At 59.5% G+C, this 24914-nt stretch carries 26 protein-coding genes; 14 read left to right on the top strand and 12 right to left on the bottom strand.

The genetic code is table 11. The features are described 5' to 3' along the window. Positions 1-109 precede the first annotated feature (109 nt). From cfa to NW814_RS09165, 5 genes are all read left to right on the top strand, one after another. Positions 110-1249, top strand: coding sequence for a cyclopropane fatty acyl phospholipid synthase (cfa, locus tag NW814_RS09185; RefSeq protein ID WP_414406064.1), 1140 nt, complete (start codon positions 110-112; stop codon positions 1247-1249). Positions 1250-1326: 77 nt separating this feature from the next. Next, positions 1327-1803: a SufE family protein gene (locus NW814_RS09180; protein ID WP_228375339.1), complete on the top strand. Its 477-nt coding sequence runs from the start codon at positions 1327-1329 to the stop codon at positions 1801-1803. A gap of 13 nt (positions 1804-1816) precedes the next feature. Continuing rightward, positions 1817-2956: a metal ABC transporter solute-binding protein, Zn/Mn family gene (locus tag NW814_RS09175; RefSeq protein ID WP_414406063.1), complete on the top strand. Its 1140-nt coding sequence runs from the start codon at positions 1817-1819 to the stop codon at positions 2954-2956. Beyond that, the gene (locus NW814_RS09170; protein WP_414406062.1) at positions 2953-3723 is read left to right on the top strand and encodes a metal ABC transporter ATP-binding protein; all 771 of its coding nucleotides are present in this window, start codon (positions 2953-2955) and stop codon (positions 3721-3723) included. The genes NW814_RS09175 and NW814_RS09170 overlap by 4 nt, the downstream gene beginning before the upstream one ends. Before the next feature lie 9 nt (positions 3724-3732). After that, entirely contained in the window at positions 3733-4569 is an 837-nt protein-coding gene (locus tag NW814_RS09165) for a metal ABC transporter permease (protein ID WP_414390587.1), read from the top strand. Here NW814_RS09165 and NW814_RS09160 read toward each other — a convergent pair. Next, the gene (locus NW814_RS09160) at positions 4566-5339 is read right to left on the bottom strand and encodes a hypothetical protein (protein WP_414406061.1); all 774 of its coding nucleotides are present in this window, start codon (positions 5337-5339) and stop codon (positions 4566-4568) included. The genes NW814_RS09165 and NW814_RS09160 overlap by 4 nt on opposite strands. Before the next feature lie 141 nt (positions 5340-5480). Between NW814_RS09160 and NW814_RS09155 the strand changes: the two genes are divergently transcribed. Beyond that, a complete protein-coding gene (locus tag NW814_RS09155; protein ID WP_414402871.1) occupies positions 5481-7013 on the top strand; it encodes a leucyl aminopeptidase in 1533 nt (510 codons plus the stop codon). Between the two features lie 424 nt (positions 7014-7437). On the opposite strand, the gene NW814_RS09150 is transcribed toward NW814_RS09155, so the two are convergent. Continuing rightward, the gene (locus NW814_RS09150) at positions 7438-8331 is read right to left on the bottom strand and encodes a hypothetical protein (RefSeq protein WP_414406060.1); all 894 of its coding nucleotides are present in this window, start codon (positions 8329-8331) and stop codon (positions 7438-7440) included. 537 nt (positions 8332-8868) lie between these two features. Continuing rightward, positions 8869-10116, bottom strand: coding sequence for a hypothetical protein (locus tag NW814_RS09145; RefSeq protein ID WP_414406059.1), 1248 nt, complete (start codon positions 10114-10116; stop codon positions 8869-8871). 334 nt (positions 10117-10450) lie between these two features. Between NW814_RS09145 and NW814_RS09140 the strand changes: the two genes are divergently transcribed. Beyond that, positions 10451-11932 (top strand): hypothetical protein, encoded by a 1482-nt coding sequence (locus tag NW814_RS09140; RefSeq protein WP_414406058.1) that lies wholly within the window; start codon positions 10451-10453, stop codon positions 11930-11932. A gap of 45 nt (positions 11933-11977) precedes the next feature. On the opposite strand, the gene NW814_RS09135 is transcribed toward NW814_RS09140, so the two are convergent. After that, positions 11978-12412: a PAM68 family protein gene (locus tag NW814_RS09135; RefSeq protein ID WP_414406057.1), complete on the bottom strand. Its 435-nt coding sequence runs from the start codon at positions 12410-12412 to the stop codon at positions 11978-11980. A 35-nt stretch (positions 12413-12447) separates the two neighbouring features. Next, a complete protein-coding gene (rpsO, locus tag NW814_RS09130) occupies positions 12448-12723 on the bottom strand; it encodes a 30S ribosomal protein S15 (RefSeq protein WP_414406066.1) in 276 nt (91 codons plus the stop codon). 92 nt (positions 12724-12815) lie between these two features. Here rpsO and NW814_RS09125 point away from each other — a divergent pair, with 92 nt between their 5' ends. After that, positions 12816-13520, top strand: coding sequence for a HEAT repeat domain-containing protein (locus NW814_RS09125; protein WP_414406056.1), 705 nt, complete (start codon positions 12816-12818; stop codon positions 13518-13520). Here the strand turns inward: NW814_RS09125 and apcD are convergent. The 4 genes from apcD to NW814_RS09105 form a co-directional block, all read right to left on the bottom strand. Then, entirely contained in the window at positions 13517-14002 is a 486-nt protein-coding gene (gene apcD / locus NW814_RS09120) for an allophycocyanin subunit alpha-B (RefSeq protein WP_414406055.1), read from the bottom strand. The two genes, NW814_RS09125 and apcD, sit on opposite strands and share 4 nt — an antisense overlap. A gap of 142 nt (positions 14003-14144) precedes the next feature. Continuing rightward, entirely contained in the window at positions 14145-15374 is a 1230-nt protein-coding gene (locus NW814_RS09115) for a type IV pilus twitching motility protein PilT (protein ID WP_414406065.1), read from the bottom strand. Between the two features lie 346 nt (positions 15375-15720). Next, positions 15721-16404, bottom strand: a complete 684-nt coding sequence (folE, locus tag NW814_RS09110) for a GTP cyclohydrolase I FolE (RefSeq protein ID WP_414406054.1) — start codon at positions 16402-16404, stop codon at positions 15721-15723. A 136-nt stretch (positions 16405-16540) separates the two neighbouring features. Further along, positions 16541-17266, bottom strand: coding sequence for an SDR family oxidoreductase (locus tag NW814_RS09105; protein ID WP_414406053.1), 726 nt, complete (start codon positions 17264-17266; stop codon positions 16541-16543). 177 nt (positions 17267-17443) lie between these two features. On the opposite strand from NW814_RS09105, the gene NW814_RS09100 reads away from it, so the two are divergent. The 4 genes from NW814_RS09100 (at position 17444) to NW814_RS09085 (ending at position 21445) form a co-directional block, all read left to right on the top strand. Next, a complete protein-coding gene (locus tag NW814_RS09100; RefSeq protein ID WP_414406052.1) occupies positions 17444-18616 on the top strand; it encodes an ABC transporter ATP-binding protein in 1173 nt (390 codons plus the stop codon). A gap of 301 nt (positions 18617-18917) precedes the next feature. Beyond that, positions 18918-19715, top strand: coding sequence for a Tic22 family protein (locus NW814_RS09095; RefSeq protein ID WP_414406051.1), 798 nt, complete (start codon positions 18918-18920; stop codon positions 19713-19715). Next, positions 19652-20614, top strand: a complete 963-nt coding sequence (gene prmC, locus NW814_RS09090; protein ID WP_414406050.1) for a peptide chain release factor N(5)-glutamine methyltransferase — start codon at positions 19652-19654, stop codon at positions 20612-20614. The genes NW814_RS09095 and prmC overlap by 64 nt, the downstream gene beginning before the upstream one ends. A 150-nt stretch (positions 20615-20764) precedes the next feature. Further along, entirely contained in the window at positions 20765-21445 is a 681-nt protein-coding gene (locus NW814_RS09085) for a sensor histidine kinase (RefSeq protein WP_414406049.1), read from the top strand. 3 nt (positions 21446-21448) lie between these two features. Here the strand turns inward: NW814_RS09085 and psb27 are convergent, their stop codons facing one another. Further along, entirely contained in the window at positions 21449-21850 is a 402-nt protein-coding gene (psb27, locus tag NW814_RS09080) for a photosystem II protein Psb27 (protein ID WP_414395619.1), read from the bottom strand. A 60-nt stretch (positions 21851-21910) separates the two neighbouring features. Here psb27 and NW814_RS09075 point away from each other — a divergent pair, with 60 nt between their 5' ends. Together NW814_RS09075 and NW814_RS09070 are read left to right on the top strand one after the other, a co-directional pair. Next, entirely contained in the window at positions 21911-22651 is a 741-nt protein-coding gene (locus NW814_RS09075; protein ID WP_414406048.1) for an NnrU family protein, read from the top strand. Between the two features lie 34 nt (positions 22652-22685). Continuing rightward, positions 22686-23075 (top strand): thioredoxin family protein, encoded by a 390-nt coding sequence (locus tag NW814_RS09070; RefSeq protein WP_414406047.1) that lies wholly within the window; start codon positions 22686-22688, stop codon positions 23073-23075. Here NW814_RS09070 and NW814_RS09065 read toward each other — a convergent pair. Together NW814_RS09065 and NW814_RS09060 are read right to left on the bottom strand one after the other, a co-directional pair. After that, positions 23015-24607, bottom strand: a complete 1593-nt coding sequence (locus NW814_RS09065; protein ID WP_414406046.1) for a hydantoinase B/oxoprolinase family protein — start codon at positions 24605-24607, stop codon at positions 23015-23017. The two genes, NW814_RS09070 and NW814_RS09065, sit on opposite strands and share 61 nt — an antisense overlap. Beyond that, complete coding sequence (locus NW814_RS09060) at positions 24600-24914, bottom strand: hypothetical protein (protein WP_414406045.1); 315 nt, start codon at positions 24912-24914, stop codon at positions 24600-24602. Before NW814_RS09060 ends, NW814_RS09065 begins: the two co-directional genes overlap by 8 nt.

Below are 24914 nucleotides of genomic sequence, written 5' to 3'. Positions count from 1 at the left end.
GTTCCCCCTTCGGGGGGATCCCTAGAAATTGGAAACAACTTGTTGGATCCCTTGCCACCTTGGGGTGTATTTGTTGAGTCAGTTTCCCTGCAGTGAGGGATTCCTGAGGATGGGGAAAGGACTCAACAGCTTGCACCGGCTGGCGCGTCAGTATGCGCTTCGAGTTCTGGATGCTGCCGGCATAACCCTCAATGGCTCACAGCCCTGGGATATTCAAGTTCACGACGAGCGGCTTTACCTGCGCTGCCTGCTCTATGGATCCCTGGGCTTTGGCGAGGCCTACATGGAGGGCTGGTGGGATTGCGAGGCTATTGACGAGCTGGTTTGTCGTCTCCTGACGGCCCAGGTGCCGCAGCGGGTGGGTTGGCTCATTCAGCCTCTAGTGGCTTTGGACAGTTACTTTGTCAACCGCCAGCGGGGCAAGGGGGCATTCGTGGTTGGCCAGCGCCACTACGACCTCGGCAACGACCTCTACGAGGCCATGCTGGATCGCCGCCTAATCTATAGCTGTGCCTACTGGGACGGGGGGGCGCAGACCCTGGACGAGGCCCAGGAAGCCAAGCTGGATCTCATTGCCCGCAAGCTGGATCTGCAGCCCGGCATGCGCGTGCTCGACATTGGCTGCGGTTGGGGCGGCACGGCTCAGTACCTGGCCGAACGCTACGGGGTGCAGGTGGTGGGCATTACCGTCTCCCAAGAACAGGCCAAGCTGGCTAGCGAACGCTGCCGGGGCCTACCGGTGGAGATTCGGCTGGAAGACTATCGCCAGACCCAGGGAAAGTTCGATCGGATTCTTTCGGTGGGCATGTTCGAGCATGTGGGCTACCGCAACTACCGAACGTTTATGCAGGTAGCCCGTCGCCTCCTGACCGACGATGGTTTGTTGCTTCTTCACACCATCGGCACCAATGTCGCCTACCAAGGTCGGGATCCGTGGACTGAGCGCTACATTTTTCCCAACTCGATGCTGCCCTCGCCTCGTCAAATAACCGCGGCCTTCGAGGGCCTGTTCGTGTTGGAAGACTGGCACAACTTTGGCATCAACTACGTGGCCACCCTAAAAGCTTGGCACGCCAATTTTGAGCGGGCATGGCCCCAACTGGCTAGGCGCTACGACGAGCGCTTCCGCCGCATGTGGCGGCTTTACCTGCTAATGAGCGCCGGCAGCTTCAAGGCCCGGGCTAGCCAGCTCTGGCAACTGGTCCTCTCCCCGAGGGGAGTAAAAGGCGGCTATCGCTCGGTGCGGTAGCGAAGACAACCCTTCCCTCTTTGGCTTTTCCGACCCACCCCCGCGCGCAGTAGGCGCTCTCGGCGAGGGTGTTATGATTGATTATCATTCTCATTCAGGCCAGTGGGTTGATGCCCGAAGCTCTGCGGCAGATTGTAGGTCGCTTTCAAAAGGCCAGAACCTCCCGTCAGAAGTACGAATTGCTTCTGGCCTATGCCAAGCGCCTGCCCCCTTTCCCCGAGTCGCAGCGAACAGAGGAGAATCTGGTGCGGGGTTGTGCCTCGCGGGTGTGGCTGGCCACCGAGCTAAAAGACGGCAAGGTCTACATCCAAGGGGATGCCGATGCCCAGTTGGTCAAGGGCTTGGTGGCTGTTTTGGCGGAGGGGTTGAGCGGTCTGCGCCCAGAGGAGATCCTGGAGGTTTCCCTAGAGTTTGTGCGGGAGATGGGCCTCAACTTTAGCCTTAGCCCTTCCCGCAGCAATGGCCTGGTGAGCATGTTTTCGCTGCTGCAGCAGCGGGCCTTGGCTTTTCAGAAGTCAGGCGCTTCCGGCTCTGCTGTCTCTGTCGTCTTGTGAGGTACTAAGGCTCATGGCTGATAAAGCTAACTCTCTGCGTTCGGCTCGACCTGTGCGGTCACTGGTCTCGCTGGTGGCCGCCCTCTCGGTCGGGATCCTGGGCGGCTTGCAGATGCGCCAAGAAGAGTCCCAGGCGCAGCAGGGATCCGACCCCCCGAAGGTGGTGACCACCATCCTGCCGATGACGCAATTTACCCGCGCCGTGGCGGGGGATCGGGCGGAGGTGAGGCCTCTAATCCCTCCCCAGATGGGGCCCCACAGCTTTCAGGCTCGGCCCGAAGACGCGCGTCTGCTGGCCCAGGCAGATGTGCTGGTGATCAATGGGTTGGGAATGGAGACCTTCCTGGAGGGATTGCTCGCCAACGCTGGAAACCCCAAGCTGCGCCTTATTGACAGCAGCCAAGGGATCCCGACCTTGCGGACTGAGGAGCCAGAACATGGGCACTCCCACAGCCATGGGCATGGGCATTCTCACGGTCATGGGCACTCTCATGGGCACAGCCATGGGCATGGGCATTCTCACGGTCATGGACACTCTCATGGGCACAGCCACGGCAAGTTGAACCCCCACATCTGGCTAGATCCCAGGCGGGCCATTCAGCAGGTGGAAAACATCCGCGACGGCCTGATTGCTGTGGATCCAGAAGGGGCAGAGATTTACCGCGCCAATGCTGCCGCCTTTATCGAGCAACTGGAAGCTTTGGATAAAGAAATCGAGCAGAAATTGGCGCCCTTTGCCGGCAGAAAGTTTGTGGTCTTCCACGACTTTGCCCCCTATTTTGCTGAGCGCTACAACCTCAAAGCGGAGTTCTTGGTGGAGATCCCGGAAGCCAGCCCCTCCCCTGAGGATGTGCGGCGGGTGATGGATACGGTACGGCAATCGGGCCTGAAGACGATCCTAGTGGAACCTCAGGTGGGGAGTGACAACCCCTTTGAGGTTTTGGCCAGAGATCTGGGGGTACAGGTTCGCGTGTTCGATCCCATCGAAACCGCCGGCCCGGAGGGGATCGAGCCGGAATACTACCTAGCCATCATGCGGCAAAACGTGGAGAACCTGGTCTCCGCCTTTGAGAAGGAAAAGGCCTGGCTTCCCCTGCAGTTGCCCTTGGTGGGCCAGGCAACTCTCGAACACCTGCTGGCGAGGGGACGGTGACCTCTGGCGAGGTTGTCCTACACGTAGAGGGGTTGACGGTCTATCGGGGATCCCAGTTGGCCGTGCAGAATGTGTCGTTTGCGCTGGAGGCGGGATCCCATACCGCCATTGTCGGCCCCAATGGTGCCGGCAAGAGCACGTTGGTGCAGGCCATCCTGGGCATCCTGCCGCGGCAGTGTGGCTCGATTGGCATTCTGGGAGAGCCGCTGCGCCTGTCGGGGTACTTGCCCCAGAAAGTGCGGCAGCAGATTGCCTACGTGCCCCAGCGGTTGCAGTTCAACCCCGCCATTCCCCTGACCGTGGCCGAGTTTGTCGCCCTGGGCTGGGGATCCCTCAAACCTCGCTGGCCCTGGCAGCAGCAAGCTGCTCGGCAGGAAGCCGTCCAGAAAGCCCTGCAACGGGCCGAGGCTCTACACCTGGCCTCGAAACTCCTGGGTCAACTCAGCGGCGGCGAGCTGAAGCGGGTGCTGCTGGCCTATTGCCTAGTCTGGCCGCGGCGGCTGCTGGTGCTGGACGAGGCCCCCGCCGGCTTGGATAGCCCCAGCGAAGGGGAGTTCTATCGGATGTTGGAAGAGCTGCGCCGATCCCTGGGCTGGACCATCCTACAAGTCTCCCACGACCTGGAAATGGTGTCCCGCCATTGCGACCGCGTGTTGTGCCTCAATCGCTCCCTGATCTGCCAGGGATCCCCCAGCGTGACGCTGTTGCCCGAGGTGTTGAGTCAGGTCTATGGGCCGGAGTTTGCCCGCTACATCCACCATCACTGAGGAGGGGAAATGCCGGAGACCTGGGCGCGGGTGGCCGAGTTGCTGCAGTTGCCCTTCATGCAGCGGGCCCTGCTGGGCGGGATCCTGACAGGGGTAACGGGGGGGCTGCTGGGCAGTTTTGCCATCTTTCGGCAGTTGGCGTTTTTTAGCGATGCCCTGGGGCATTCGGCGCTCTTGGGTATTGTCCTGGGAGTGGTTCTGGGACTGAATCCTACGGCGGTGCTGATGGTGTTTGGGGTGGTGTTTGCCCTGGGGGTGACTTTTATTCTGGAACGCACCCAGCTTTCGGCAGATGCGGTGCTGAACATCATCTACTCTTCCTCCTTGGCCCTGGCCATCATCGGCCTCAGCCTGATCCCCGGCTACCGCGGCAACCTCAACCAACTGCTCCTCGGGGACATCCTGGGCATCAGCCCGCCGGCCCTCTGGATGAGCGGCCTGCTCCTGCTGCTGGCCCTGGGGTACATTGGGCTGACTTTGACTGCCCAGATGTTGCTGACCCTGGACGAGTCGCTGGCGCGGGCGCGAGGGGTGGAAGTGGGCTGGCAGCGGCTAGCCTTTGTGGTGCTGCTGGCTTTGGTGGTGGCGCTGTCGATCCGCTCGGTGGGGGTGCTGTTGGTAAGCGCCTTTGTGGTCATCCCCGCTTCGACGGCGCGGCTTTTGGGATCCCGCTTTACAACCTATGTGTTGCTGGCCATGGGTTTCGGGGGCTTGAGCGCGGTGCTGGGGATCCTCCTCTCGGCCGCCTTCAACCTGCCCTCCGGCCCCAGCATCGTGGCCACCCAGTTGCTGTTTTTTCTCCTGGCTATGGCGGCCAAGGGGGCGTCGCAACTGCTGCGGCTTTAGCCAGGTGCGGGGATCTCCTCACGAACCTGGCCAAACAGGCGGCGGTAGCTCTCTGGAAAGACCTGGCCCATCAGGGTGGGCTGCTCGTAGACCCGCTTGAGGGTGTTGAGATCCCGCTTGGTAATGGTGGGCACCCGCAGCAGGCGGCGATTGCCGGTAGCCTCCGCGTGGTGGCCGCCGTACATCAGATCCCGCGGGTTGGGACTATGGCCCCACAGCCCCAGCCCATGGCCAATCTCGTGCCGGGCCACTGCCGTAACTTCTGCCAGCCCCTGGCCTTCGGCGATGACAATGCGCACCCGCTGCTGCAGCGAGCCATCGGCGGCAAAGAAAAACTCTGGGCGCGCTGCCCCCGCTATCCCGTCGCCAATGCCAGGAACGCGATAAATGCTCATCCCGTAGAGGGCCTCTTCCTCTTTGGCCACCACCCGCATCGGGATATAAGCAGACCACTCCTTCACCGCCTGCTCCACAAAGGTTTTCCACTGGGGGTGATCCCCCTGGATGTAGACGGGGACGGGATAGAAGGCCCACTGGGCATAAGCTCCGCCCGGCAGCAGCGGCTCGATCTCTTCGAAGTAGTCTCCCGCCGACTTGTCGTAGGCGTAGCGGGCTAGGCCTGGGGGCAGCTTGAGGCGAACCGGCTGCGGCAGCTCTTCCAGGGGTCTCTGCGCCTGGGCCAGGGATCCCACCCCTCCTACCGCCAGAGCCAGGAGCATTGCGCAGGCAATAACCCCAAGCTGAAGGACGTGACGCCGCCGCCAGGCCATACCTTGGTTTTCTCCCTTCCTGATTAAAGGCTATTGGCTGGGGAAGCCAACGTCGAGGGCAGGCGAGGGATCCCCTGTCCTAGAAGCGGCAAATTGGCTACACTGAAAGTCTGCCGTCCATAGCTTGGCCAAAGGTTTCCCATGCAGCTTCGTCTTGGCGAGCCCCCTCTAACGCAGGCAGAATGTGCCCTGGTCTACTGCTTTGCCCCCAGCGGCGAAAACGCCACCTTCCCGCTGCCTGCTGAGATCGCTTCCCTGGACGAGAAGGTATGGTCGGGGCTGGTGGCGGAAGCGGTTCAAGAACAGAAGTTTCAGGGCAAGCCCAACAGCAGCCTCGCCCTGCGCCTGCCAGGGCCTATCCGCAAGCTGGTGCTGGTGGGGCTGGGGGATCCCGCAGCGCTGACTTTGGAAGGACTGCGACGGGCTACTGCCAACGGCCTGCGCCAGGCCCACAGCCTTAAAGCCAAGCAGGTAGTGCTGTCTTTGCCGGAAACTGGCTTGGATCAGGGGCGAGCAGTGCAGGCGGTGGTTGAAGCCAGCCTCCTGGTGGCCCACCAGGATAACCGCTTCAAATCTCCCCCCAAGCCCAACGAAGAGCGCGGCTTTTCCGTTGAAGAAGTCACGCTCTTGGTGCCGGGACTGGCCCAGGCCCGCCAAGACTGTGAGAACGCCCTTCAGCGGGCCACCGAGATGGCTGCCGGGACGATCCTGGCCCGAGAACTGGTGGCTGCTCCCGCCAACGTCGTCACGCCTCCTGCCCTGGCTGACACTGCCCGGCAACTGGCCCAAGACTACGGCCTAGAGGTGGAGATCCTGGGGCGGGAAGAGTGCAAAGCCCTAGGCATGGGGGCTTTCCTAGGCGTGGCCCAAGCCTCGGATCTGCCGCCTCAGTTCATCCACCTCACCTACAAGCCCAAAGAAGGGGATCCCGTTGCCAAGTTGGCCCTGGTGGGCAAGGGCCTCACCTTCGACTCCGGCGGCCTCAACATCAAAACCGACTCCCGCAGCATTGCCATGATGAAAACCGACATGGGCGGGGCGGCAGCCGTCTTGGGAGCGGCCCGTGCGCTAGCTGCCCTCAAGCCGCGGGTAGAGGTGCACTTTATCGTCGCCGCCACGGAAAACATGATTAGCGGTCGGGCCCTGCACCCGGGAGACATCCTCACCGCTTCCAACGGCAAGACCATCGAGGTCAACAACACCGATGCCGAGGGCCGTCTCACCCTGGCTGATGCCCTGGTGTTTGCCGAGAAACTAGGGGTGGACGCCATTGTTGACCTAGCGACCTTGACCGGCGCCTGCGTCATTGCCCTAGGAGAGGAAATCGCCGGCCTCTTCACCCCCGACGAGCAGCTGGCCCAGGAGCTGCAGCAGGCAGCCAACCTCTCTGGCGAAAAGATCTGGCGCTTACCCCTGGAAGAGAGCTATTTCGAGGGCCTCAGCTCCACCGTAGCCGACATGAAAAACACTGGTCCTCGCTCTGGCGGCTCCATCACTGCCGCCCTCTTCCTTAAGCAATTTGTGGAGAAAACCCCCTGGGCCCACTTAGACATAGCTGGTCCCGTCTGGGCCGAAAAAGACTCGGGCTACACCAACAAAGGCGCCACTGGCTACGGCGTGCGCACCCTCGTGGAATGGGTCTTGGCACGGGAGATGGCAGCCGCCTCCTCCTAGCATGGTTCACCACTCCCGAAGCTCTGCCTGTTGCGTAGGCGGGTCTTGAACGATCCCCAGAGTAAGGCTTTGTCTCTCCAGAAAAGGAGGGCTCTGCTGGAGGGCTTGCAGGGTCACCAGCCGCGGACTTTCTTCCTCTTGAGGTAAGGCGCTGCTATGCTAGGTCCGCTGCAAGAGAGGCTGCTACAGACCTGCCCTCCGACGATTGATGGAGTGGGAGCCAACCCAGAAAGTTGGCTCTGCAAAGGAACTGACACGATATGTGCTACTCGACTTTGACCGCTGCAAACTTCTGAGCTGCAATTGGGGGAGTCGAAGAGTTAGTAACCGTTACCAGTGCAGCAAAAGAAAAGCCGATTGGGTGTAGCTCAACAGTCTCACCCAAGATGGTCTTGGACATTCATACAAGCCAGGCATGTATCGTCTACTTAACTGTAATGTTCACACGTGCCTGCGCCGAGATAGGAGGACTAGAAGAGTCCGTAACAGTCACCAATGTCAAGAGAGTAGAGCCAATGGGGGCTGGACACTGCACCCTGATTGCCCCCGTTAGCCTGTCAAACGAAAAGCCAGCTGGCGGTGGAGGTTCAGGCTCTGCCTTGAAAGTTAGGGGTCTAAGGACTCTACCTTGGATGGTAATTTTTGGATTTACGATGACTAGCTTACCAGGGTTGTTGGTGCAATCTACTGAATCCTCATATTCAAGCTGGATAGAACCTACAGCTGATTTCACAGGAATCACAAAGTTAATATCACTGGTCAGGAAGTTGCTGGCAGTAGTTAAGGATGGGTTAAGCTTAATAGTGATGGAGCCAGTGAATACCCCGTCCGTTAGTCGAATAACTCCGAATTCTTGAGGCCCTTTGCTACCTTCCTTAAAGAGGAGAGTAGAGGTCGAAACAGTGAACGGAGCGCCCGCCCCAAAGGGGTTAGGAGTTCCGCTGACATCCAAAACAACCTGCCCACCAATCGGAGGGGCTGCGAGTTCGACCCTGACAACCTTGGTAGCCCCAACTATGTCATTATCGAGAAACTCTATCGTCGAAGGGGTAACCGTAATGGTAGGCGGCGCTTTCTGCAATACCTTAACCGGCACAAGAACATTCACACTGCCCACCGGGTAATTGACAGCTGTTGTGGCAGGGTCGCGGGTAACTATTATGGTGGCATTGCCTTCCTGAGTGGCCGGGATCAAACGGGTTAATGTAACTGTGGGCTTATCCTCGGATCCCGGTGGAATGACGACGGTTACAAAAGAGGCAGCCGTTGTAGAAATGCCCACCACCTGCGGGTTGCTGCTTTCCACTTTCAACACCAAACTGCCGTTGGCCGGAGGAGCAGAAGGCGTAAGCGTGAGAGTTTCTATGGAGCCAACAGTTGTCCCTGAGTCAAACGTAACTTTTTCTGGCGTAACGCTAACTTTCTCAACAGGGAACGGAGGGGGGGGAGGAGGAGGGAAAGGAGTAAAAGGAACAGGGATCTCCGCCTTAATGGTGGGAACAGGAGCAGGAGAGGGAATTGGAGGAATGGTTGGGGCTGGGAGAGGAGGTTGGATAGCAATGGTAGGAGTTGGTAAAGGGATCCCTGGGGCTATAGGAGGTAAACCCACCTCAGTGCCTCCGGTAGGTACGCTGGGCGTTTGCGGCGGAATGATCGGCCCAGGAACAAAGCTAGTGGCGCTTTTGTCGTTGGATTGCTGACAGCCGATCAAGCTTGCCGTAGTGAAGAAAACAGCCCCCGCGCTGCCTAAAGCCCGCAACCAACTTCTTTCAGTCTTGAACTTTTGCACCTTCATTTCCTGCCACCTTCGCTTACAAAACGGAAGTCCTCTCCAAAGCCGCATCACCATTGGCTGCTAGTTAGCTACTAGAGTGATGGGAGGAGCTGCACTGGGTAGAGTCTGATTGTTCGACACAAATAGCAGCGGCAATGTGTAGATCCCAGGAGCCGTTGCTTGAATGGAGATGTTCACCTCGCAAGTAGCACCTGCTGCCAGAACTCCGCCCGAAAGGTTGATGATCCTTGTTCCCGGTATTGCGCCCAAAGTGCCCCCGCAGGTATTTGGATTGGCAATGCCGGCAGGTGTGGGAGGATTGGCCACGACCAGCCCCTCTGGCAAGACTGCCTGGAAGCTGAGACCACTCAAGGGAATAGCGCCAGCCACTCGGTTATCGACTACAAAGGTGAGGGTAACAGGTGTATTGACCGGCGCTGGATTGGGCCGTAGGAAGCGAGCAAACAGGGGCGAGGGTCCCACAGGAACCGGCGTTGGCACAGGAGTGGGGCCTGAGGTAGGCGTAGGTACAGGCGGCAGAGGAGTAGGAGTTGGAGTGGGAGTTGGCTGAGGAAGGTTGCCACAGGGTGGAATTACAGAGCCACGAATTTCTGTTCGGCTTTCTTCTCCACTAAATATAGAATCGTCAACTCTTAGCACCTGACCAAAACTATCACGAATAGTTAAGATGATCAGAATGTCATCACCAGTCAGCTCGTCTGTGATCTGAACCTGCCCCTGTGCATCAACTCTACGAACGCCACGAATGGCTTTAGAAAGAATTCTGAGATCATTAAAGTAGCGGGGATCTGTCGGAAAAGTAAAGCTAAAGGTAATTCCCGTCGCATCAAGGAATGTATTTCCTCTGCCAATCAATAGATTCTTAAATTGTTCTAAAGCAGTTGGGAGTATAACATCTGTCACGTCTGTTCCACAGGTGATGTTTAAAACCTGTACATCAACGCTAGCAATGGTCCCACGCACGATCAAACCAGTTATATCGATCTTATAGGATCGCGAGGCAAACTCCTGATCGGCATTGAAGCCGCCCCCTGGCCCAAATTGAGGTGGATCCGGCAGATCGGGTTGAACTGGCGGCGGGGTGATGGGGGCAAAGTCCGGCCCGGGGCGGAAGGTGATGGGCGTGAGGTTGGGTGAAATGGTAGGGGCAACCGCCACCGGAGGGGGTGTAGCTCCGTCGGCAGTCAAGAGGGGCGGCAGCCCACCAGTAGTCTCGCTGCTACAACCAGTGACCAGGGCCAGCGAAGCCCAAGTTACCAGAAGGGAAAGGCCACCGCCGCCAAGGGCTGAGCCAGAACGTCGTTTCATTGGGGAAGTCTCCACTCACTCACACCACAGCAAGTTCTTCCAACTGCGTCCAGCCGAGATCCACTGAATCTGCCCATGTGCATTGGCAAGATTACGTGGAGATCCCGTTTCAAGGGGGAATGTCTGCCGTTAGTTCTACTGCATCTCAGAGCGTTGTCAAGCGACCGGCAAAGCAAATGCAAGAAATTGTTCTGGAAATGGCCCATCCCCTAGATATGGGGTATCATAGCCTCGAGCAGGGGCAACCAGCCTACCTGTAGCGTTGGGGTTGGGTGCCTTCCCCTCCATTTTGTGTGTGAATTTCCCCAGATTAGGGTGTGTGAGGCAGTGCCGTATGAACTTCAAAGGTCGATCATTGGCAGTGTTGTGTGGGGTTTTGCTCTTAGGGGGCTGCGGCGAGGTTAATGAGGCGCCAACCCTACCTGGGCCTGTCCAGGTGGATCCCACAGCGTTTGTCTCGGCCCAGGAGTATCGCTTTACCCCCGGCTCGGTGCTGGAGACCACCAGCCTCCGCTTGGACTATGTCAATCCGAGGTTTGACAACGGGATCCCTGTGCGCACCAACCCCCTCCAAGGCAGCGGTGAAGCTCGCATCGCCAATGTTGAAGCCCGCATCTTGCCTGTGAACGAGATCCCAGCCAGTGACTTGACGATTAGTGACTTGACGATTGACTCCACCCTTCGCTCCAGCACCCTGGCCATCCAAATTGGGCGAACCACACCGCTGGTGAATCTCATTGCCTTTGGCCCCAACGACGGCAGGCTATCTACGCAATTCAATATCGCCGGGCTGGTTGCAGTTTCAACCCTCCCCAACGACCAGCGCATTCGGGTGAATACCACCTTCAGGGCTATCCGAGATGACCGCACTGTTTTAACGCTCACCGTGCGCCGCATTTTGGTGAGTAGAAATGGTAATCAAGTCGTCCTGGAGGGAGATTCTTCCCTGATTGTCCCCACTGTGGGTGTATTGTTTGAAAACGGTGGCCCTGGCCCCGGTGGTGAGATTTTGGCGCCTGGCTCCTTTGTCAACCCTCCTCCACCCCAAGGTCCTGTAGTCGCTATTCTCCAAACAGGCAGTTTCTCCGCGAGCTTTGTGGTGCGGCAGCGAGGTGTTGCGGGCGATGGCACTCCCGAGGACGCCTTGGCTCTCTATGCCCGCCTGAACTTCCGGCCCAACCAAGCGGAGATCGTCTATCGTCCTGCCCAGGTAGGCACCCAGTCGGTGTTGTTTGCCCCAGATCCGACTCGTCCTAACATCTTGCCCAACCAGTTGGTGCGCATCCGACGCCTACTGAACGGTCGGGTTCAGGCGGAGTTTGACCCAGCCAACGTCAGCACAGTCCTCAACTTTGTCCAGGTCAGCCCGCCACCGCGACCTTTCCCCACCCCGATCCCGCAGTTGCCCGTCCCTGAGCGTCCAGATGCTCCTACAGCCTTTGATTATCCTACAGCCTTTGATTACTTTTTCTCATTACGAACTGAAAGGGAAGAAGGCGAGGGTACTCCAGTTGTTTTGCAGGGCATCGTGCCTGCAACGGGGGATTTCGTCTTCCGCACCTTGGCCGGAGCACAATTAGCGGGGCCGTTTAACCGGCTTGACGTAGGGGGTGGTGTTCAGAGAGGGAACCTGAACCTTATCTTTGACTCAACTACTTCCGCTGAGCGCATTTCCGGCCAGTGGTTCCTAGAGCAAGAGTTCCCCACCGGCAACGTTGAAGGCGGTACGGCGGATGAACCAGGGACTCCTGCTAGCCAACAAGGGGCCATTTTGATCATCCGTGGGTTCTTTGAGGGAACTGAGGTACGGCTATAGCCCCAACAGCTTGTTTTGAACCCCTCCAGCCAGAGCACAAAGCAGCTAGGTCTCGTCGGCTTTCGAAGAGGCAGAGCCGCTTGCTGCTTCGCGCCATTGCTGGAGGAAAATGCCTAGGTTGCGGCGGAACTCACTAACCCCCAGCAGGGATCCGGGCTCTGGATCCCAAGAGGCCGAGAAGACACCGTAGCTGATGCCCAAAAAGCCAAGGCCAAAAAAGGCCAGCGACTCCACCAAAGTAAAGTAGGGGGGCAGGGCTATCACATGGTTGGTTAGAAGGTAGTAGTTGACAACAAAGCTACTTAGGCCAAGCGTAGAAGGGATCCCAGAAAAAATGAGGATCCGCCGCACCATGCGCCGGCTTACCTCAGGGGGAATGACAGCAGCCCGCTCTCCTTTGGCTGGCTTTTTCTCCCCCTGCCCAGCAGGCTGACTGGGGCGGCCTTGAGAAGCTTTGGAATGGCGGCTAGATTTGCCCACGGAGGTAGCTCCTCGGCTGTGCCTTGACTGGCTAGCTACTTCTTCACCCGAATGTTTAGCCGTTCGAGCAACTCCCGGAAGCGCTCGGGATGATGCTTAGCGATGTAGTTGAGCAGTCGCTTGCGGCGACCAATCATCATCAGCAAGCCGCGGCGGGAGTTGAAGTCCTTAGGGTTTCTCTGAAGGTGCTGCGAGAGTTGGTTGATGCGGCTGGTCAGCAAGGCAACTTGCACATCGGCAGAGCCAGTATCAGTGTCATGCAGTCGATATCTCTCGATAATCTCCTGCTTTTCTTTCTGCAATAGGGCCATAGGATCGAAAGACGGCACACACTGCTTCAGAATGATAACACTGAGTTTTCCTTCTTTGCTACAGCCAGAGAAAGCTACGGAGGGAAAGAACTATGACAACAACTGCTGGGGATCCGACTTCACTGACAGCCTTGCTGCAGCTGTTGAACTCTCAGGATTTGGGAGAGCGGCTGCGCGCTATTAACAAGGCCAGAGAACTCTCCCCGCCGGAAAGCTTGACGCTGTTGCAGCAGGCAGTAGCCGACGAAAATGCCCGCGTCCGCTACGCTGCCATCAGCCAACTGGGCACCCTGGCCGCAAAAGGGATCGATCCAGCCATCCTTTTGCCAATTCTGCAGCGGTCTTTGCGGGAGGATCCCGAGTTCGACGTGCGAGCTGCCGCTGCTGCTGCTCTGGGGGATCTCAAGCAGCCGCAGGCCCTGGCCGATCTCCTAGAGGCCTATCAGCGGGAGACGGAGTGGCTGGTGCGCTTTAGCATCGTTGCCGCCCTCGGCGAGCTAGGCAACCCCGCCGCCTTCGACACGCTGGTGCAGGCTCTCCAGGAAGGAAATGAACTGCTAATCACCGCCGCTGCTGCAGCTTTAGGGGATCTGGGGGATCCGCGGGCCATCCCCTACCTGGAGCCCCTCATCGCTTCTGAGGATTGGCAACTGCGCTACCGCGTCTGCATTGCCCTCAGTAAGTTAGGGACGGAAGCTGCCCAAGCTGGTCTTGCCCGGCTTGCCCAGGATCCCCAGGAACAGGTAGCCGCCTGCGCCCGTGCGGCCCTAGCCTCCCTTTCCTCCAAGGGCAGCTAGCTCAGGGCATTGATGATGTAGTCAAAGTAGGGAGCGGCCTCGGCAGCCGAATCGGGATCCAACAAGCTGAGGGCTGCTTCCTTCAAAAAGACCATCGCATCGATCATGCCGGCAATGGGTACGTTGAGGCTGTTGTACATTTCCCGCACCCCTATCAGGCCAATGGACTCGATTGGCTCCTTGCTGCCAGCGACGATGCCGTAGGTTACCAAACGCAAGTACCAGTCGTAGTCCCGCAGGCACTGGTTGTAGCGCTTCTCCCCGTAGGCGTTGCCACCAGGTTGTCGGTATTCAGGTCGCTTGGCAAATAGCTGTTTCTGGGCCTGATCGATAATCCGCTTTCTATTCTCAGTTAACACCTGAGCAATCTGCAGCCGTCTTTCCCCGCTGCTCATGTAGTCTTTGATAGCTTGCAGCTCGCTAACTGAGAGATAGCGCAGCTGGTTATCTGCAGTTTCGATGAGCTGGTTGATCACGCTCACGGTAGAGATTCTCCTGTTTTCTAACTTGCTTTTACCACCAACCTATCCCCCTAGCCAAAGCTTGGCTGAGGAGATAAGCATGCCCGTTGCTCTCAGTCTAGGATAAGGCAAGCCTTCCCTCAAGCACCTGCACCTGTCCTGCCTATATCCGGCCCCGCAGCCACTGGGCCATCTCGTTGCGCCGCGGAGCTGCCTCCAGGCACACCTCCGCCGTAATCCGCCCCTCCTGATAGAGCCGAAACAGCGACTGGTTCATGGTACACATGCCCTCGTAGGAGCCGTCGGCAATGAGCTCCTCGATCTCGTCCACCGCTCCCCGCTTGATGTAGTCGCGAATGGCATCGGTGTTGCGCATGATCTCGTGGGCTGCCGTGCGCTTGCCGTCGGTGGTGCGCACCAGCGTCTGAGCAATGATGGCCACCAGGGTTTCCGCCAGCTGCAGGCGCATCGGCTCCTGCTCTTCCGGCTTGTAGATCCCTAGCAGACGCTCGATGGTGCGGACAGCGCTGTTGGTGTGCAGGGTTCCAAACACGAGGTGGCCTGTCTGGCCGGCCTTGAGGGCGATATCTACGGTTTCCCGATCCCGCATCTCCCCAATGAGGATGATGTCCGGATCTTCCCGCAGGGAGGCTTTCAGAGCGTTAGCAAACTCCAGGGTGTGGATCCCAACCTCCCGCTGCCGAATCAGGGATTTCTTGCTCTGGTGAACAAACTCGATGGGATCCTCAATGGAAATGATGTGCTTGGCAAAGTTGGAGTTGATATAGTCCACCATTGCCGCCAGCGTCGTGGACTTACCGGAGCCAGTTGGGCCAGTCACCAGCACGAGGCCCTTGGGCTCCTCGGCAATGCGCTTGAGCACTTCCGGCGCCCGCAACTGCTCCAGCGTCAAAATCTTGAGCGGGATGAGGCGCATTACCATTGCGGGGCCAAGGAGGGAAACAAAGCAGTTAATCCGGCAGCGCACCAAGCCCTCGTACTGGATGGCGGTATCCAGCTCTAAGCACTCTTCAAACTGGCGGATTTGGTTTTCCGGCAGGCTTTCCCGCAGCCAGCTATAGAACATCTCGGTGGTGGTAACGGGGTGGTTGCTGATCACAATTTCCCCCCGATCCCGAAAGCGGGGTACTTCTCCCACCCCCAGGTGAATGTCCGAGTAGCCTTTTTCGTAGGCTTCCTGCACCAGTTGGCGCAGCGTCGGGCCAGAGGGGGCAGACTTAGGAGCAGCAGCCAGCGGGACCTGACCAACAGCCGTCGGACGAGCCGGCGGGACAAAAGGCGGAGCCGCTGGCCTGGGAGGGGAGGCTTGAGGCCGAGCTGCCGCAGCAGCAGTGGGCAGAGATCCCTGCGGAGGAGCCACAGAGCCCGGCATGGGCACTGGCGTCTGGGGAGGGGCGACAGCCACCTCTGGCGGGACGGGCCGGCCTAGAATGGGCTTAGGAGCACTCACAGAAGGACGCGAGCCGATCCCTGGCGCGAGAGGGGTAGTCCTGTTCACCAACGGATCCAGCTGAGTTGGGGGTTCCGCTGATGGTGTTTGGGCAGCCGCCCGTGGGGAGCGTTGGACACCAGGCGGGGTTGGCGGCTTCCAACCAGCGTCTTTTTCGGGGCTGACCTCGCTCATGACAGGCCTCGCTGCTGGCAGAGTTTGCATCAATCTTAGGCTAGTCTTCCCCACTTAAGTAGGGAATTATTGCCGGCAAAACTCTGCGGGAGCCTTAAAGGTTGGACGGGTGGCGAATAAGGCTCAAGAACTCCTCGCGCGTGCGGGGATCCTCCCGGAACACCCCCACCATCGAGCTGGTAACCGTCCAGGAGCCTGGCTTTTGAACCCCGCGCATCACCATGCACATGTGGGTAGCCTCGATAACCACTCCAACCCCATAAGGATCCAACACCTCCATCAAGGCTTCCGCAATTTGCCGGGTCAGGCGTTCCTGAACCTGCAGGCGGCGGGAGTACATCTCCACAATGCGGGCAATTTTGCTCAAGCCCACTACCCTTTGCTTAGGAATGTAGGCCACATGGGCCTTGCCGATGAAGGGCAAGAGGTGGTGCTCGCAGAGGCTAAACACAGTGATGTCCCGCAGCAGCACCATCTCATCGTGGCCTTCGTCGAAGATGGCCCCATTGATGAGCTCTTCCAAAGACTGTCGATAGCCGCTGGTCAAAAACTTCAGCGCCGCCACCACTCGCTCCGGGGTTTTCTTGAGGCCCTCCCGCTCGGGATCCTCGCCAATTCCCCGTAGCAACGTCTCCACTGCCGCCACCATTGCCGGATCTAGGCTTTCTGAAGTCTCTGGCTCTGTCGAAGGGGACAGATCGCGGAGAACCCGAGACTTGAGGTTGGCTTTGTCGCTTAGGCAAAACTCGGCACTCAGTCCAGGCTTGGCAAGAGTCATAGCAGGATATCCCTTAAGTTGAACGAGGAGTTGAAGAAATTTGTCAGGAGAGACGCTGCTGGGAGATGGTTGGCTCAAAAGCCGGAAAAGCCGGGCTGACAAGCATTGCTTTCGGAAGGGTCAGAGCTGGCCCCACCTACAAGGTCCCGGCTGCTGGCATGAGGGTTAGGTCCTCCACTACAGCACCCCTGGGCAGGCGGACGAGATAGGCCACCACATCCGCTACCCACTCCGGCGAGAGCATCTGGGAGCGGTCAAAATCAACCTCCACCCTATCCCAGAGGGGCGTGTTCACCGCTCCAGGGCAGAGGCTGGTTACCCGGATACCGTGCTGCCGTTCTTCCTCAGCCAAGGCTTGGGAAAAGCCGAGTAGGCCAAACTTGCTGGCACAGTAGGCCCCCCAATTGGGAAAAGCTCGCTTGCCCGCAATCGAGACCACGTTGACAATCACGCCAAAGCCCTGCTGGCGCATTCCCGGAAGGACGGCTTGGGCACAGAGGAAGGCTGCTGTTAAGTTTAAGTCGATCACCCGTTGCCACTCAGATAGCGAGAGAGTGGCCAAAGGCCCAACGTGGGCTATGCCGGCATTGTTCACCAAAACATCACAACCGCCAAATCGATCCAGAAGAGCTTGCAGCCGCTGCGGTAGAGCGGTCAAATCGGCCAGGTCGATAGGAAAAACCTCTGCCTTTCCCCCTTTTGCCTGGATCTCCGCCTGCACTGCCAGCAAATCAGGTTGAGAACGAGCCACTAGCGCAACTGTCAGCCCCTGCTGGGCTAGGGCCAGGGCCACAGCTTTGCCGATCCCTCGACTGGCCCCTGTAACCAGAGCACGTTCCGGCAACTTTGTCTCAAAACTCATCCACAAGAAAACCTGGCACGCGCCGTCGGGAACAAGCGCCGCCAGAGCCTGAGAAACTTCGTTAACTCAGTGTAACACGAGTTCCTGCTTGCCCCTTATCTAACCGGCAGCAGGCCGGGGAGGGCCGGAGGTGTGGTAGCGTGGTAAAGGTAGTGAAAATCTCTTGCAACAATTGTCATGGCCGAGTTCTTGGCTTTCTCGATGTCCAACGCTGGCCAGGCGGACTCTTCCTACATTCTTGAGGTTGAGGGCCTCAGCAAGGGTTTTCCTGGTCAGCGGCAATTGGTTTTGCAGGAAGTGGCGTTTCGCCTGCCCCAAGGGGATATCCTGGGGATCGTCGGTCCGTCGGGCTGTGGGAAAACCACCTTATTGCGCATCATTGCTGGCTTTGAGCAGCCGGACAGCGGCCGGATCCGAATAGGGGGTCAGGTGGTGGCGGGGGAGGGGCAGTGGGTTCCGCCAGAGCGGCGGGGAGTGGGGCTGGTGTTTCAGGACTTTGCCCTGTTTCCCCACCTGAACGTGTTGGCAAATGTTATGTTCGGCCTTCAATCCCCTGCGGTGGCCAGCAAGAGGCAAGCTTACCACCAACAGGCACGAGAACGCGCCTACGAGGTGTTGCGGCTAGTGGGCCTAGAAGACTATGTCCACCGCTATCCCCATGAACTTTCGGGTGGACAACAGCAGCGGGTGGCGCTGGCCCGAGCCTTGGCCCCCAAGCCCAGCCTAATCCTGTTGGATGAGCCGCTGAGTAACTTGGATGTGCAGACACGCTACTACCTACGGGAGGAAATTCGCAAGATCCTCAAGCAAACTCGGACTTCGGCCATTTTCGTTACCCACGACCAAGAAGAGGCTCTCTCTCTTTCCGACTGGGTGGCGGTGATGCGGGGAGGCCGTATTGAGCAATGGGGATCGCCAGAGGAGGTCTACCGGGAGCCGGCTACTCGCTTTGTGGCCGAGTTCATTACCCAGGCCAACTTTCTCCGCTGTGAGCGGCGCGAGGGGGGTTGGAAAGTTGAGGAGCTGCTGCACCTTCCCTTCCGCGCGGTCGGGGATCAGCCCGACTCCCATCTGCAGTGGGCAGAGTTGATGGTTCTGCAGGAGGAGCTCCGCCTGCATCCCGATCCCCAAGGAAAGGCAATCATTCGGGATCGCCAGTTTTTGGGGCGGGAGTATCGCTATTGCCTAGCCACGGAGACGGGCAAGGAGTTGCATGCCCTAGCGCGGGAGGCATTGCCAGTGGGCACGCGAGTTCGAGTTACCGTCGAGCAATGCCGCCTGTTTTGTCCTGAGGAATCCCTGGCACCTGATCTCAGGCAAAACCACTCCACAAGCAAGGGCTTTGCCTGAAGTTGGGATGAGGATTCACGGTTTGCCCTGAGATCTGCATTTAGGGTGGTTCGATTTCCTTCGACCCCGTATATAGTAGGGGGTATGCGGGATCCCCACCCAAAGCAGGAGCCTTACCCCTCGACAGGGCTTAACAAATGCTTTAACTTGACCTCTAGGGTGGCCCAGGAGCTCTCGCCAGGAGGGCAACAAGAACAAGGCGCGACGTCGGGAGTAGACGATGGAAATGATGCACAGCAAGGCAGCGCCACCTTTGCGATTCTCTTGCCGCTCTGCAACTCAGGCCGGCAGACGGACAGCAATGGCGTTAGCCCTCCGTAGCACTCTGCTGCTGGGGCTGGTGGGGATCCCCGTATTGGCTCAGGGGAGCTTCTGGCCGGCTCAGGCAGTGGCAGCCCCCCTGAGTCGTCAGGAGGTAGCCGAGCGGCTCAATCTGGTGCCGGTTTTTGCCATTGTCTCGCAGAACGGCACCCCTGTGGTTGCCAACGTGGAGCGGGAGGGTCGCACCATTCAGGTGGCTTCTCTTTGGCTAGATCAAAACCAAGCCCAGCAAGCCCTGGAGCAGGTGAAGGCCAAAAACCCCGAGATAGGCAAGCAAGCCCGAGTGGTGCCCATCCCCCTAGGCTATGCCTATGAGAAATCGGAAGAAGAGCGAGCTAAAAATAGCAATCTGTACTTTGAGGTGGTGCCCCGCCCTGGCGATGTAGAGGCAGCCAAGCAGGTGCTCAAAGAAACGGGGCAAAAGGTGCCCCCAGAGGCCATTGGCGTGCCTCTGTTCTATGGCCGCTCCCCCGAGGGGCTGCTGACCATCGAGCAGAATGGCCAGGAAGTGGTGCCTTTCTTTTTTGACCGCAACGACCTAAAGAAAGCTCTGGAGCGGGCGGCGGCGCAAAACCCCAGCGTGGTTGGCAAAACCCAGATTGAGGTCACTTCCCTAGCCATTGTGGTGGAGCGCATGTTGGCACCTGATGCCCAGGAGGATGTGCAAAAGATTGCCTTCATCCCACCGCGTGCCTCGCTGGAGTACGTGCAGTCGTGGATACGCTCCGCAACTCCCCAGGCCAGTCCCTCGGCCACGCCTCAACCTCAGCGCCGTTGAACCAAGCTGCAGGGGGATCCCGCTCGGCGCTGGTGGAAGAGTTGCTGGCATGGCGGGCGCAGGCTCTCCAGGCAGCACGGGCTGCTGGCATTTCCCCGCAGGAAGTGGATCTCTTGCTTAGGGAGCATCTGGGCTGGGGGCCATTGGAACGGCTGCTGGGTCGGCCGCCAGTAGGGAAGGGGGATCCGCTGGCTGAGGTGGAGGCGCTGTGGCGGCGTCGGCTAGAGGAGCGCATCCCTCTGCAATACCTGCTGGGCAAGGTAGAGTGGGCAGGGCTGAGCTTGCAGGTAACGCCAGCAGTGCTGATCCCGCGCCCCGAGACTGAGCTGCTGGTGGAGCAAGCCTCCCTGTGGCTGCAGGCCAACCCTCTGCCCCCGGGCTCCCCTTTTGCTGACTTGGGTACCGGCAGCGGCGCCATCGCCATTGCCTTGGCCCACAGGCACCCCCAGCTGCAGCTTCTGGCCGTGGACGTGAGCCCGGCAGCCCTGGCAGTGGCAGCAGCCAACGTGGCCAATCACGGGCTGCAGGAGCGGGTGCATCTGCTTGAGGGATCCTGGTTTACACCCTTGGATCCCTGGCGGGGTCGGCTGCGCGGCCTTGTCTCCAACCCTCCCTACATCCCTAGAAGGGAGCTAGATCACCTCATGCCTGAGGTGCGGCTGCACGAGCCGCGAGAGGCCCTGGACGGCGGGGAAGATGGGCTGGTTCATCTGCGGGTGTTGATTGAGGGCGCGCCGGATTATCTAGCCCCCAACTCCTTCTGGGCAGTGGAGGTGATGCAGGGCCAGGCACCTTGGGTGGCCGAGCAGTTGCGAGCGCAGGGGTGTTACCAGCAGATCCAGGTGCACCGGGATCTGGCCGGGATTGAGCGGGTAGTCAGCGCCTGCTTTGTCGGGTAAAAAAATGGTGAGCAGCGTTGCCAGCCCAGAGAGGGGCCAAGAGCTGCTGCCGCCAATGACGGGTTGCCTTTCCAGTTGAGCAAAGCCTTGCCTGCCACCCCCCCCGATCCTCCCTCTTTCCCGCCTGCCCCTGCCGCAGACCAGGAGGGGATGGACTGGCAGTTTGCCTTTGAGCGCTCTGAGGTGATGCGCGCTTTTCAGCAGGAGCTTCTGGTGAGTATCGGCCACGAGCTGCGCAATCCCCTCAGCAGCCAGATGGGAGCCCTGCAGTTGGTGTTGTCCAATCTGTGCGACTCTCGAGAGGAGGAGCGAGAGTGCCTGCAGAGCGCCAAGGAGGCGGTGGAGCGCCTGCTCAAGCTGCTGGAAGAATACACTCGCCTGGCTCGCCACGACCTGCCCATTCAGCCGCTGCGGCCAAGGCCAACGCGCCTGCGTCCTCTTTTGCAAGAGATCCACAGCCTCACTCGGCTCCAGGCCCAGGATCGGAGCATCCGCTACGACTGGCCTGCCCTCCAGTCCTCTTGGCTTCCCGACAGCCTCACTGTCTGGGCGGATCCCCATGGCTTGGTGCAGGCGCTGCTGGGCGTGTGTCGCTGGGGCATTTGCACCCTCTGCTACGGCTCAATGGCTCTGAGCGCCTATCCTGGCGGGGAGGAGCACTTCTGTCTGGAGTGGAAGCTTGAAGGGCGGTGCTGCCTGCCCATCCAGCCACAAGACAGCGCCGCCTGGCGGGTTAGCGAGCGGCTCCTGAGGGAAATGGGAGGCCAGCTGGAGCTGTGGGAGAGCGGACTCCACCGCGTTGGCATTAGAGCAACGCTGCGCCTTGCCTAAAGCTTAACCCTCACGGCGCAAGGCCATCTCTGCCCGATCCAGTTGCATCAGCACCCGCTCTAGCTTTTCTGGCTCCAGCGGTCGATCCGAGGTGCGGTAGTGGGAGGCCACGGTGTTGAACACCGTGCGCAGGGTCGTGAAGGATGGCAACTTGTTGTAGCGAGGGCCATGGTAGCGCCCTACAAATTCTTGCATGGCCTCCATGACCTCCGCCCGCGCCTCCTCCGGCTTGAGGACAGGATCCCCCTCCAAGAGAGCCGTGCGCAGCGTTTGGATGATGGTCATGCTGTCTTCGTAATACTTGCCAGTGAGACGGGCTGCTTGCGCGCCTGGGATCGCCCAGCCCAGGATAAGGGCCATCGCCAGGAGCAGGCCGACAAGACGTAGGAAGAGAGTCTTCTGCATGGGGAGTCGAATGTAACTTATCTTTAAGCTAAGCATAGGTCACGGCAACCGCGAAAGAGGATGTCACCCCCCCTTTTTAGCCACTGGCTGCCAGGGCTGGCCCCCTACTGCTCCCATGCCATCATGCTGGGCATGATCTTGGGATTTGCCTGCGCCCACAGTGGACTAGCCTACTTGCGCCCCTGGGGAGAAGCGTGGCTGGGAGCGCGTCTGTACCGCCTTTTCTTTGTCCTGGTCAGTCTTAGCCTGGCGCCGCTGTTGCTCGTCTACTTTTCTAACCACTGCTACGACGGCGTAATCCTTTGGAATCTGCAGGCTGTTCCCGGGATCCACACCACTGTCGTCCTTTTGTCTGCGCTCTCGTTTTTCTTCCTGTATCCGGCCACCTTTAACGTGCTGGAGATTGTCGCCCTTCGCCAGCCGGAGATCCACTTGTTTACAACTGGGATCATCCGCCTCACCCGCCATCCCCAGCTAGTCGGTCAGCTCATCTGGTGTGTGGCCCATTCCCTGTGGATTGGCTCCAGTTTTATGCTGGTCACCTCGCTGGGGCTGGTGGCCTACCACCTATTTGCCGTTTGGCACGGGGATTACCGCCTGGAGCGCAAGTACGGCCACGCCTTCCGCGATCTCAAGGCCCGCACCTCCGTGATCCCCGGCTTAGCCATTCTGCAAGGGCGCCAGCAACTGTACCCGCGCGAGTTTCTCCGCTGGGCCTATCTGGGGGTGTTGAGCTTTGTTGTGATTCTTTATGCTTTCCATCCGCAACTGGTTTCTGCAGCCAGCAGAGTTGCCTGGTAGCATGATCCCAAACAACTGCTTTAGTTTGGGAGCAATGATCTCGCCAGTTGCTTTAGAGGCTTTTAATCAAGAACTTTTGACAAGCGATGGGTTGGTGTTGTTAGAGTTTGGCGCGCCTTGGTGCGGTTTGTGTCGCTTCGTTCAACCGCTTATCGACCGCCTGGCCTCCGAAGGGGAGAGAGCCGTTGAGGTGGTGCGGGTGAATGTGGATAACAATTTTTGGCTGCCGCGCCGCTATCGGGTGCGCTCGCTGCCGACCTTAATTTTGTTTGAGAAAGGTCAACAAGTGCAAAGGCTGGAGCACTTTACCAGCCGCGAGGATGTGCTCCGCCGCTGCGAGCAGTTGTTGCTTGCCCATCTGGGCTACCCAACCTCCCGCGCCTGCCCCTCGCTGGAGCCCCAGGCGCCGCCGCCAGGGGTATAGAGGGTCACCACATCGCCAGCTTTCAGGGGGCGGCTAATCTTGCTGGGCAGGGGTTCCCCATTGACAAGGTTGATCCCCACCTGGCCGGCTCCGCCGCCCTCTTCTCCTTGGGGGGCGTAGTAGCGGCGGTCGGTGAGAAGGGAAAGGGTGCAGTCTTGTAACACCTGGAGGGAGCGGATCAGCCCCCAGCCGCCCCGCTGCTGCCCAATGCCCCCAGAATCTTGGCGCAGCTCGTAGCGCAACACCCGCAGGGGATACTCCAGCTCTAGGGCTTCGATGGGGGTGTTGAGGGTATTGCTCAGGCCCACATGCACCCCATCCAGGCCTGGCCGCTGGCGACTGGCCCCTTGGCCGCCCCCCAGGGTTTCGTAGTAGGTAAAGTGGCGGTTGCCCAGGACACAGTTGTTCATGGTGCCCTGCCCTTGGGCAATGCTCCGCGATCCAGCCACCGGCGCCAGGGCTTTGAACACCACATCGGCAATGCGCTGCGAGGTTTCCACATTGCCGGCCACCACCGCCGCCGGAAATTGGGCGTTGACCAGGCAGCCGGGTGGGGCCACGATCTCGATGGGCTCCTCTAGCCCGGCATTGCTAGGGGCGGTGGGATCCAAAAGGCAGCGCAGGGCAAAGAGCACCGCCGAGCGGGTCACGGCCAGGGGGGCGTTTAGGTTGCCCGCCGTGGCTGGCGCCGTGCCGCTGAAGTCCACCCGCAACCTCTCCCCCTGCACTTCAATCTGCACTTGGATGCGGAGCGGCTTGGGCGGATCCCCCTCCCCTTCCAACCAATCTGCAGCCCTGTAGATCCCATCGGGCAGCGCGCGGATCTGGGCCTGCATCCGCCGCCGACTATAGGCAATCACTTCCGCAATGAGCTGCCAAGCCTCCTCCTCGCCAAAGCGGGCTAGCAGCTGGCGAAACCGGCTTGCCCCTACCACGTTGGCTCCCACTTGGGCCTGCAGGTCTCCGCGGCGCTGCTCAGGATTGCGCACATTGGCCAGAATAAGGCGCAGCAGATCTTCCTGCCAGCGCAACTCTCCTTCCAGAGAAAACCTGGCCAGCCGTACGGGTGGGATCACCAAACCCTCCTGCCAGATCTCGCTGGAATCAGCGGGCATGGAGCCGGGGCGCATCCCCCCGACGTCGGCATGATGGGCGCGGTTCACCGCATAGGCACAGACCTGGCCGGGATCCCGCAGGCCGGGAATGGCCGCCACCACGGTGATATCCGGCAGATGGGATCCCCCTTGATAGGGATCGTTGAGGACAAACACCTCTCCTGGCTGGGGGCCAGCTGCCACCACTGCCTGCACGGCTTGGGAAAGAGCGCCTAGGTGAACCGGGATGTGGGCCGCCTGGGCAATACAAGCCCCCTGGGCGTCAAACAAAGCCGTGGAGCAATCCCGCCGTTCCTTGATGTTGGCAGAGTAGGAGCCGCGAATGAGACGTGCCCCCATCTCCTCGGCAATCCCGGCCAGAGCATTGCCCATGACCTGCAAGCGGATGGGGTTGGGTAGGGAGGAGCAGCTATCCATAGAGCCTTTGTTGCAGCCAAAGCGCTAGCCGGCGGATCCCCTGCCAGAACTGGAGCCGGCGCCGCCAGCGGCCAAGGGTGGTGCGATTGGCTTGCAGGCGAGCCCGTAGGTGGAGAAGCTCAGCCGAGGTAAGGGCCAAAGCCGGCTTTGCTGCTCTTTGCCAGTTGTCCAGAGCCCGCTCCGTAACCCAAAGCGCTGTACGCAAGCGCAAGATTGGGCGAGCTAAAGCAAGCAGGCCAAGAGCCAGCAAGCCGTTGAGGCCGCAGACCACCCAGACCGTCTCTGCTAGGCCTACCTCAGCGGTCAC

Source organism: Synechococcus sp. R65.1 (assembly GCF_047461755.1).
Lineage (GTDB): Bacteria > Cyanobacteriota > Cyanobacteriia > Thermostichales > Thermostichaceae > Thermostichus.
This window is presented reverse-complemented; position numbering and strand designations above follow the sequence as displayed.

Coding starts and splice junctions, on each gene's coding strand:
- NW814_RS09105 (WP_414406053.1), bottom strand. CDS start 17,266: ATGAGTTTTGAGACAAAGTTGCCGGAACGTGCTCTGGTTACAGGGGCC.
- NW814_RS09065 (WP_414406046.1), bottom strand. CDS start 24,607: ATGGATAGCTGCTCCTCCCTACCCAACCCCATCCGCTTGCAGGTCATG.
- NW814_RS09160 (WP_414406061.1), bottom strand. CDS start 5,339: ATGGCCTGGCGGCGGCGTCACGTCCTTCAGCTTGGGGTTATTGCCTGC.
- NW814_RS09155 (WP_414402871.1), top strand. CDS start 5,481: ATGCAGCTTCGTCTTGGCGAGCCCCCTCTAACGCAGGCAGAATGTGCC.
- NW814_RS09140 (WP_414406058.1), top strand. CDS start 10,451: ATGAACTTCAAAGGTCGATCATTGGCAGTGTTGTGTGGGGTTTTGCTC.
- NW814_RS09165 (WP_414390587.1), top strand. CDS start 3,733: ATGCCGGAGACCTGGGCGCGGGTGGCCGAGTTGCTGCAGTTGCCCTTC.
- NW814_RS09100 (WP_414406052.1), top strand. CDS start 17,444: ATGGCCGAGTTCTTGGCTTTCTCGATGTCCAACGCTGGCCAGGCGGAC.
- NW814_RS09125 (WP_414406056.1), top strand. CDS start 12,816: ATGACAACAACTGCTGGGGATCCGACTTCACTGACAGCCTTGCTGCAG.
- NW814_RS09145 (WP_414406059.1), bottom strand. CDS start 10,116: ATGAAACGACGTTCTGGCTCAGCCCTTGGCGGCGGTGGCCTTTCCCTT.
- folE (WP_414406054.1), bottom strand. CDS start 16,404: ATGACTCTTGCCAAGCCTGGACTGAGTGCCGAGTTTTGCCTAAGCGAC.
- cfa (WP_414406064.1), top strand. CDS start 110: ATGGGGAAAGGACTCAACAGCTTGCACCGGCTGGCGCGTCAGTATGCG.
- NW814_RS09115 (WP_414406065.1), bottom strand. CDS start 15,374: ATGCCGGGCTCTGTGGCTCCTCCGCAGGGATCTCTGCCCACTGCTGCT.
- NW814_RS09075 (WP_414406048.1), top strand. CDS start 21,911: ATGTCACCCCCCCTTTTTAGCCACTGGCTGCCAGGGCTGGCCCCCTAC.
- rpsO (WP_414406066.1), bottom strand. CDS start 12,723: ATGGCCCTATTGCAGAAAGAAAAGCAGGAGATTATCGAGAGATATCGA.
- NW814_RS09175 (WP_414406063.1), top strand. CDS start 1,817: ATGGCTGATAAAGCTAACTCTCTGCGTTCGGCTCGACCTGTGCGGTCA.
- NW814_RS09085 (WP_414406049.1), top strand. CDS start 20,765: ATGGACTGGCAGTTTGCCTTTGAGCGCTCTGAGGTGATGCGCGCTTTT.
- psb27 (WP_414395619.1), bottom strand. CDS start 21,850: ATGCAGAAGACTCTCTTCCTACGTCTTGTCGGCCTGCTCCTGGCGATG.
- NW814_RS09070 (WP_414406047.1), top strand. CDS start 22,686: ATGATCTCGCCAGTTGCTTTAGAGGCTTTTAATCAAGAACTTTTGACA.
- NW814_RS09095 (WP_414406051.1), top strand. CDS start 18,918: ATGGCGTTAGCCCTCCGTAGCACTCTGCTGCTGGGGCTGGTGGGGATC.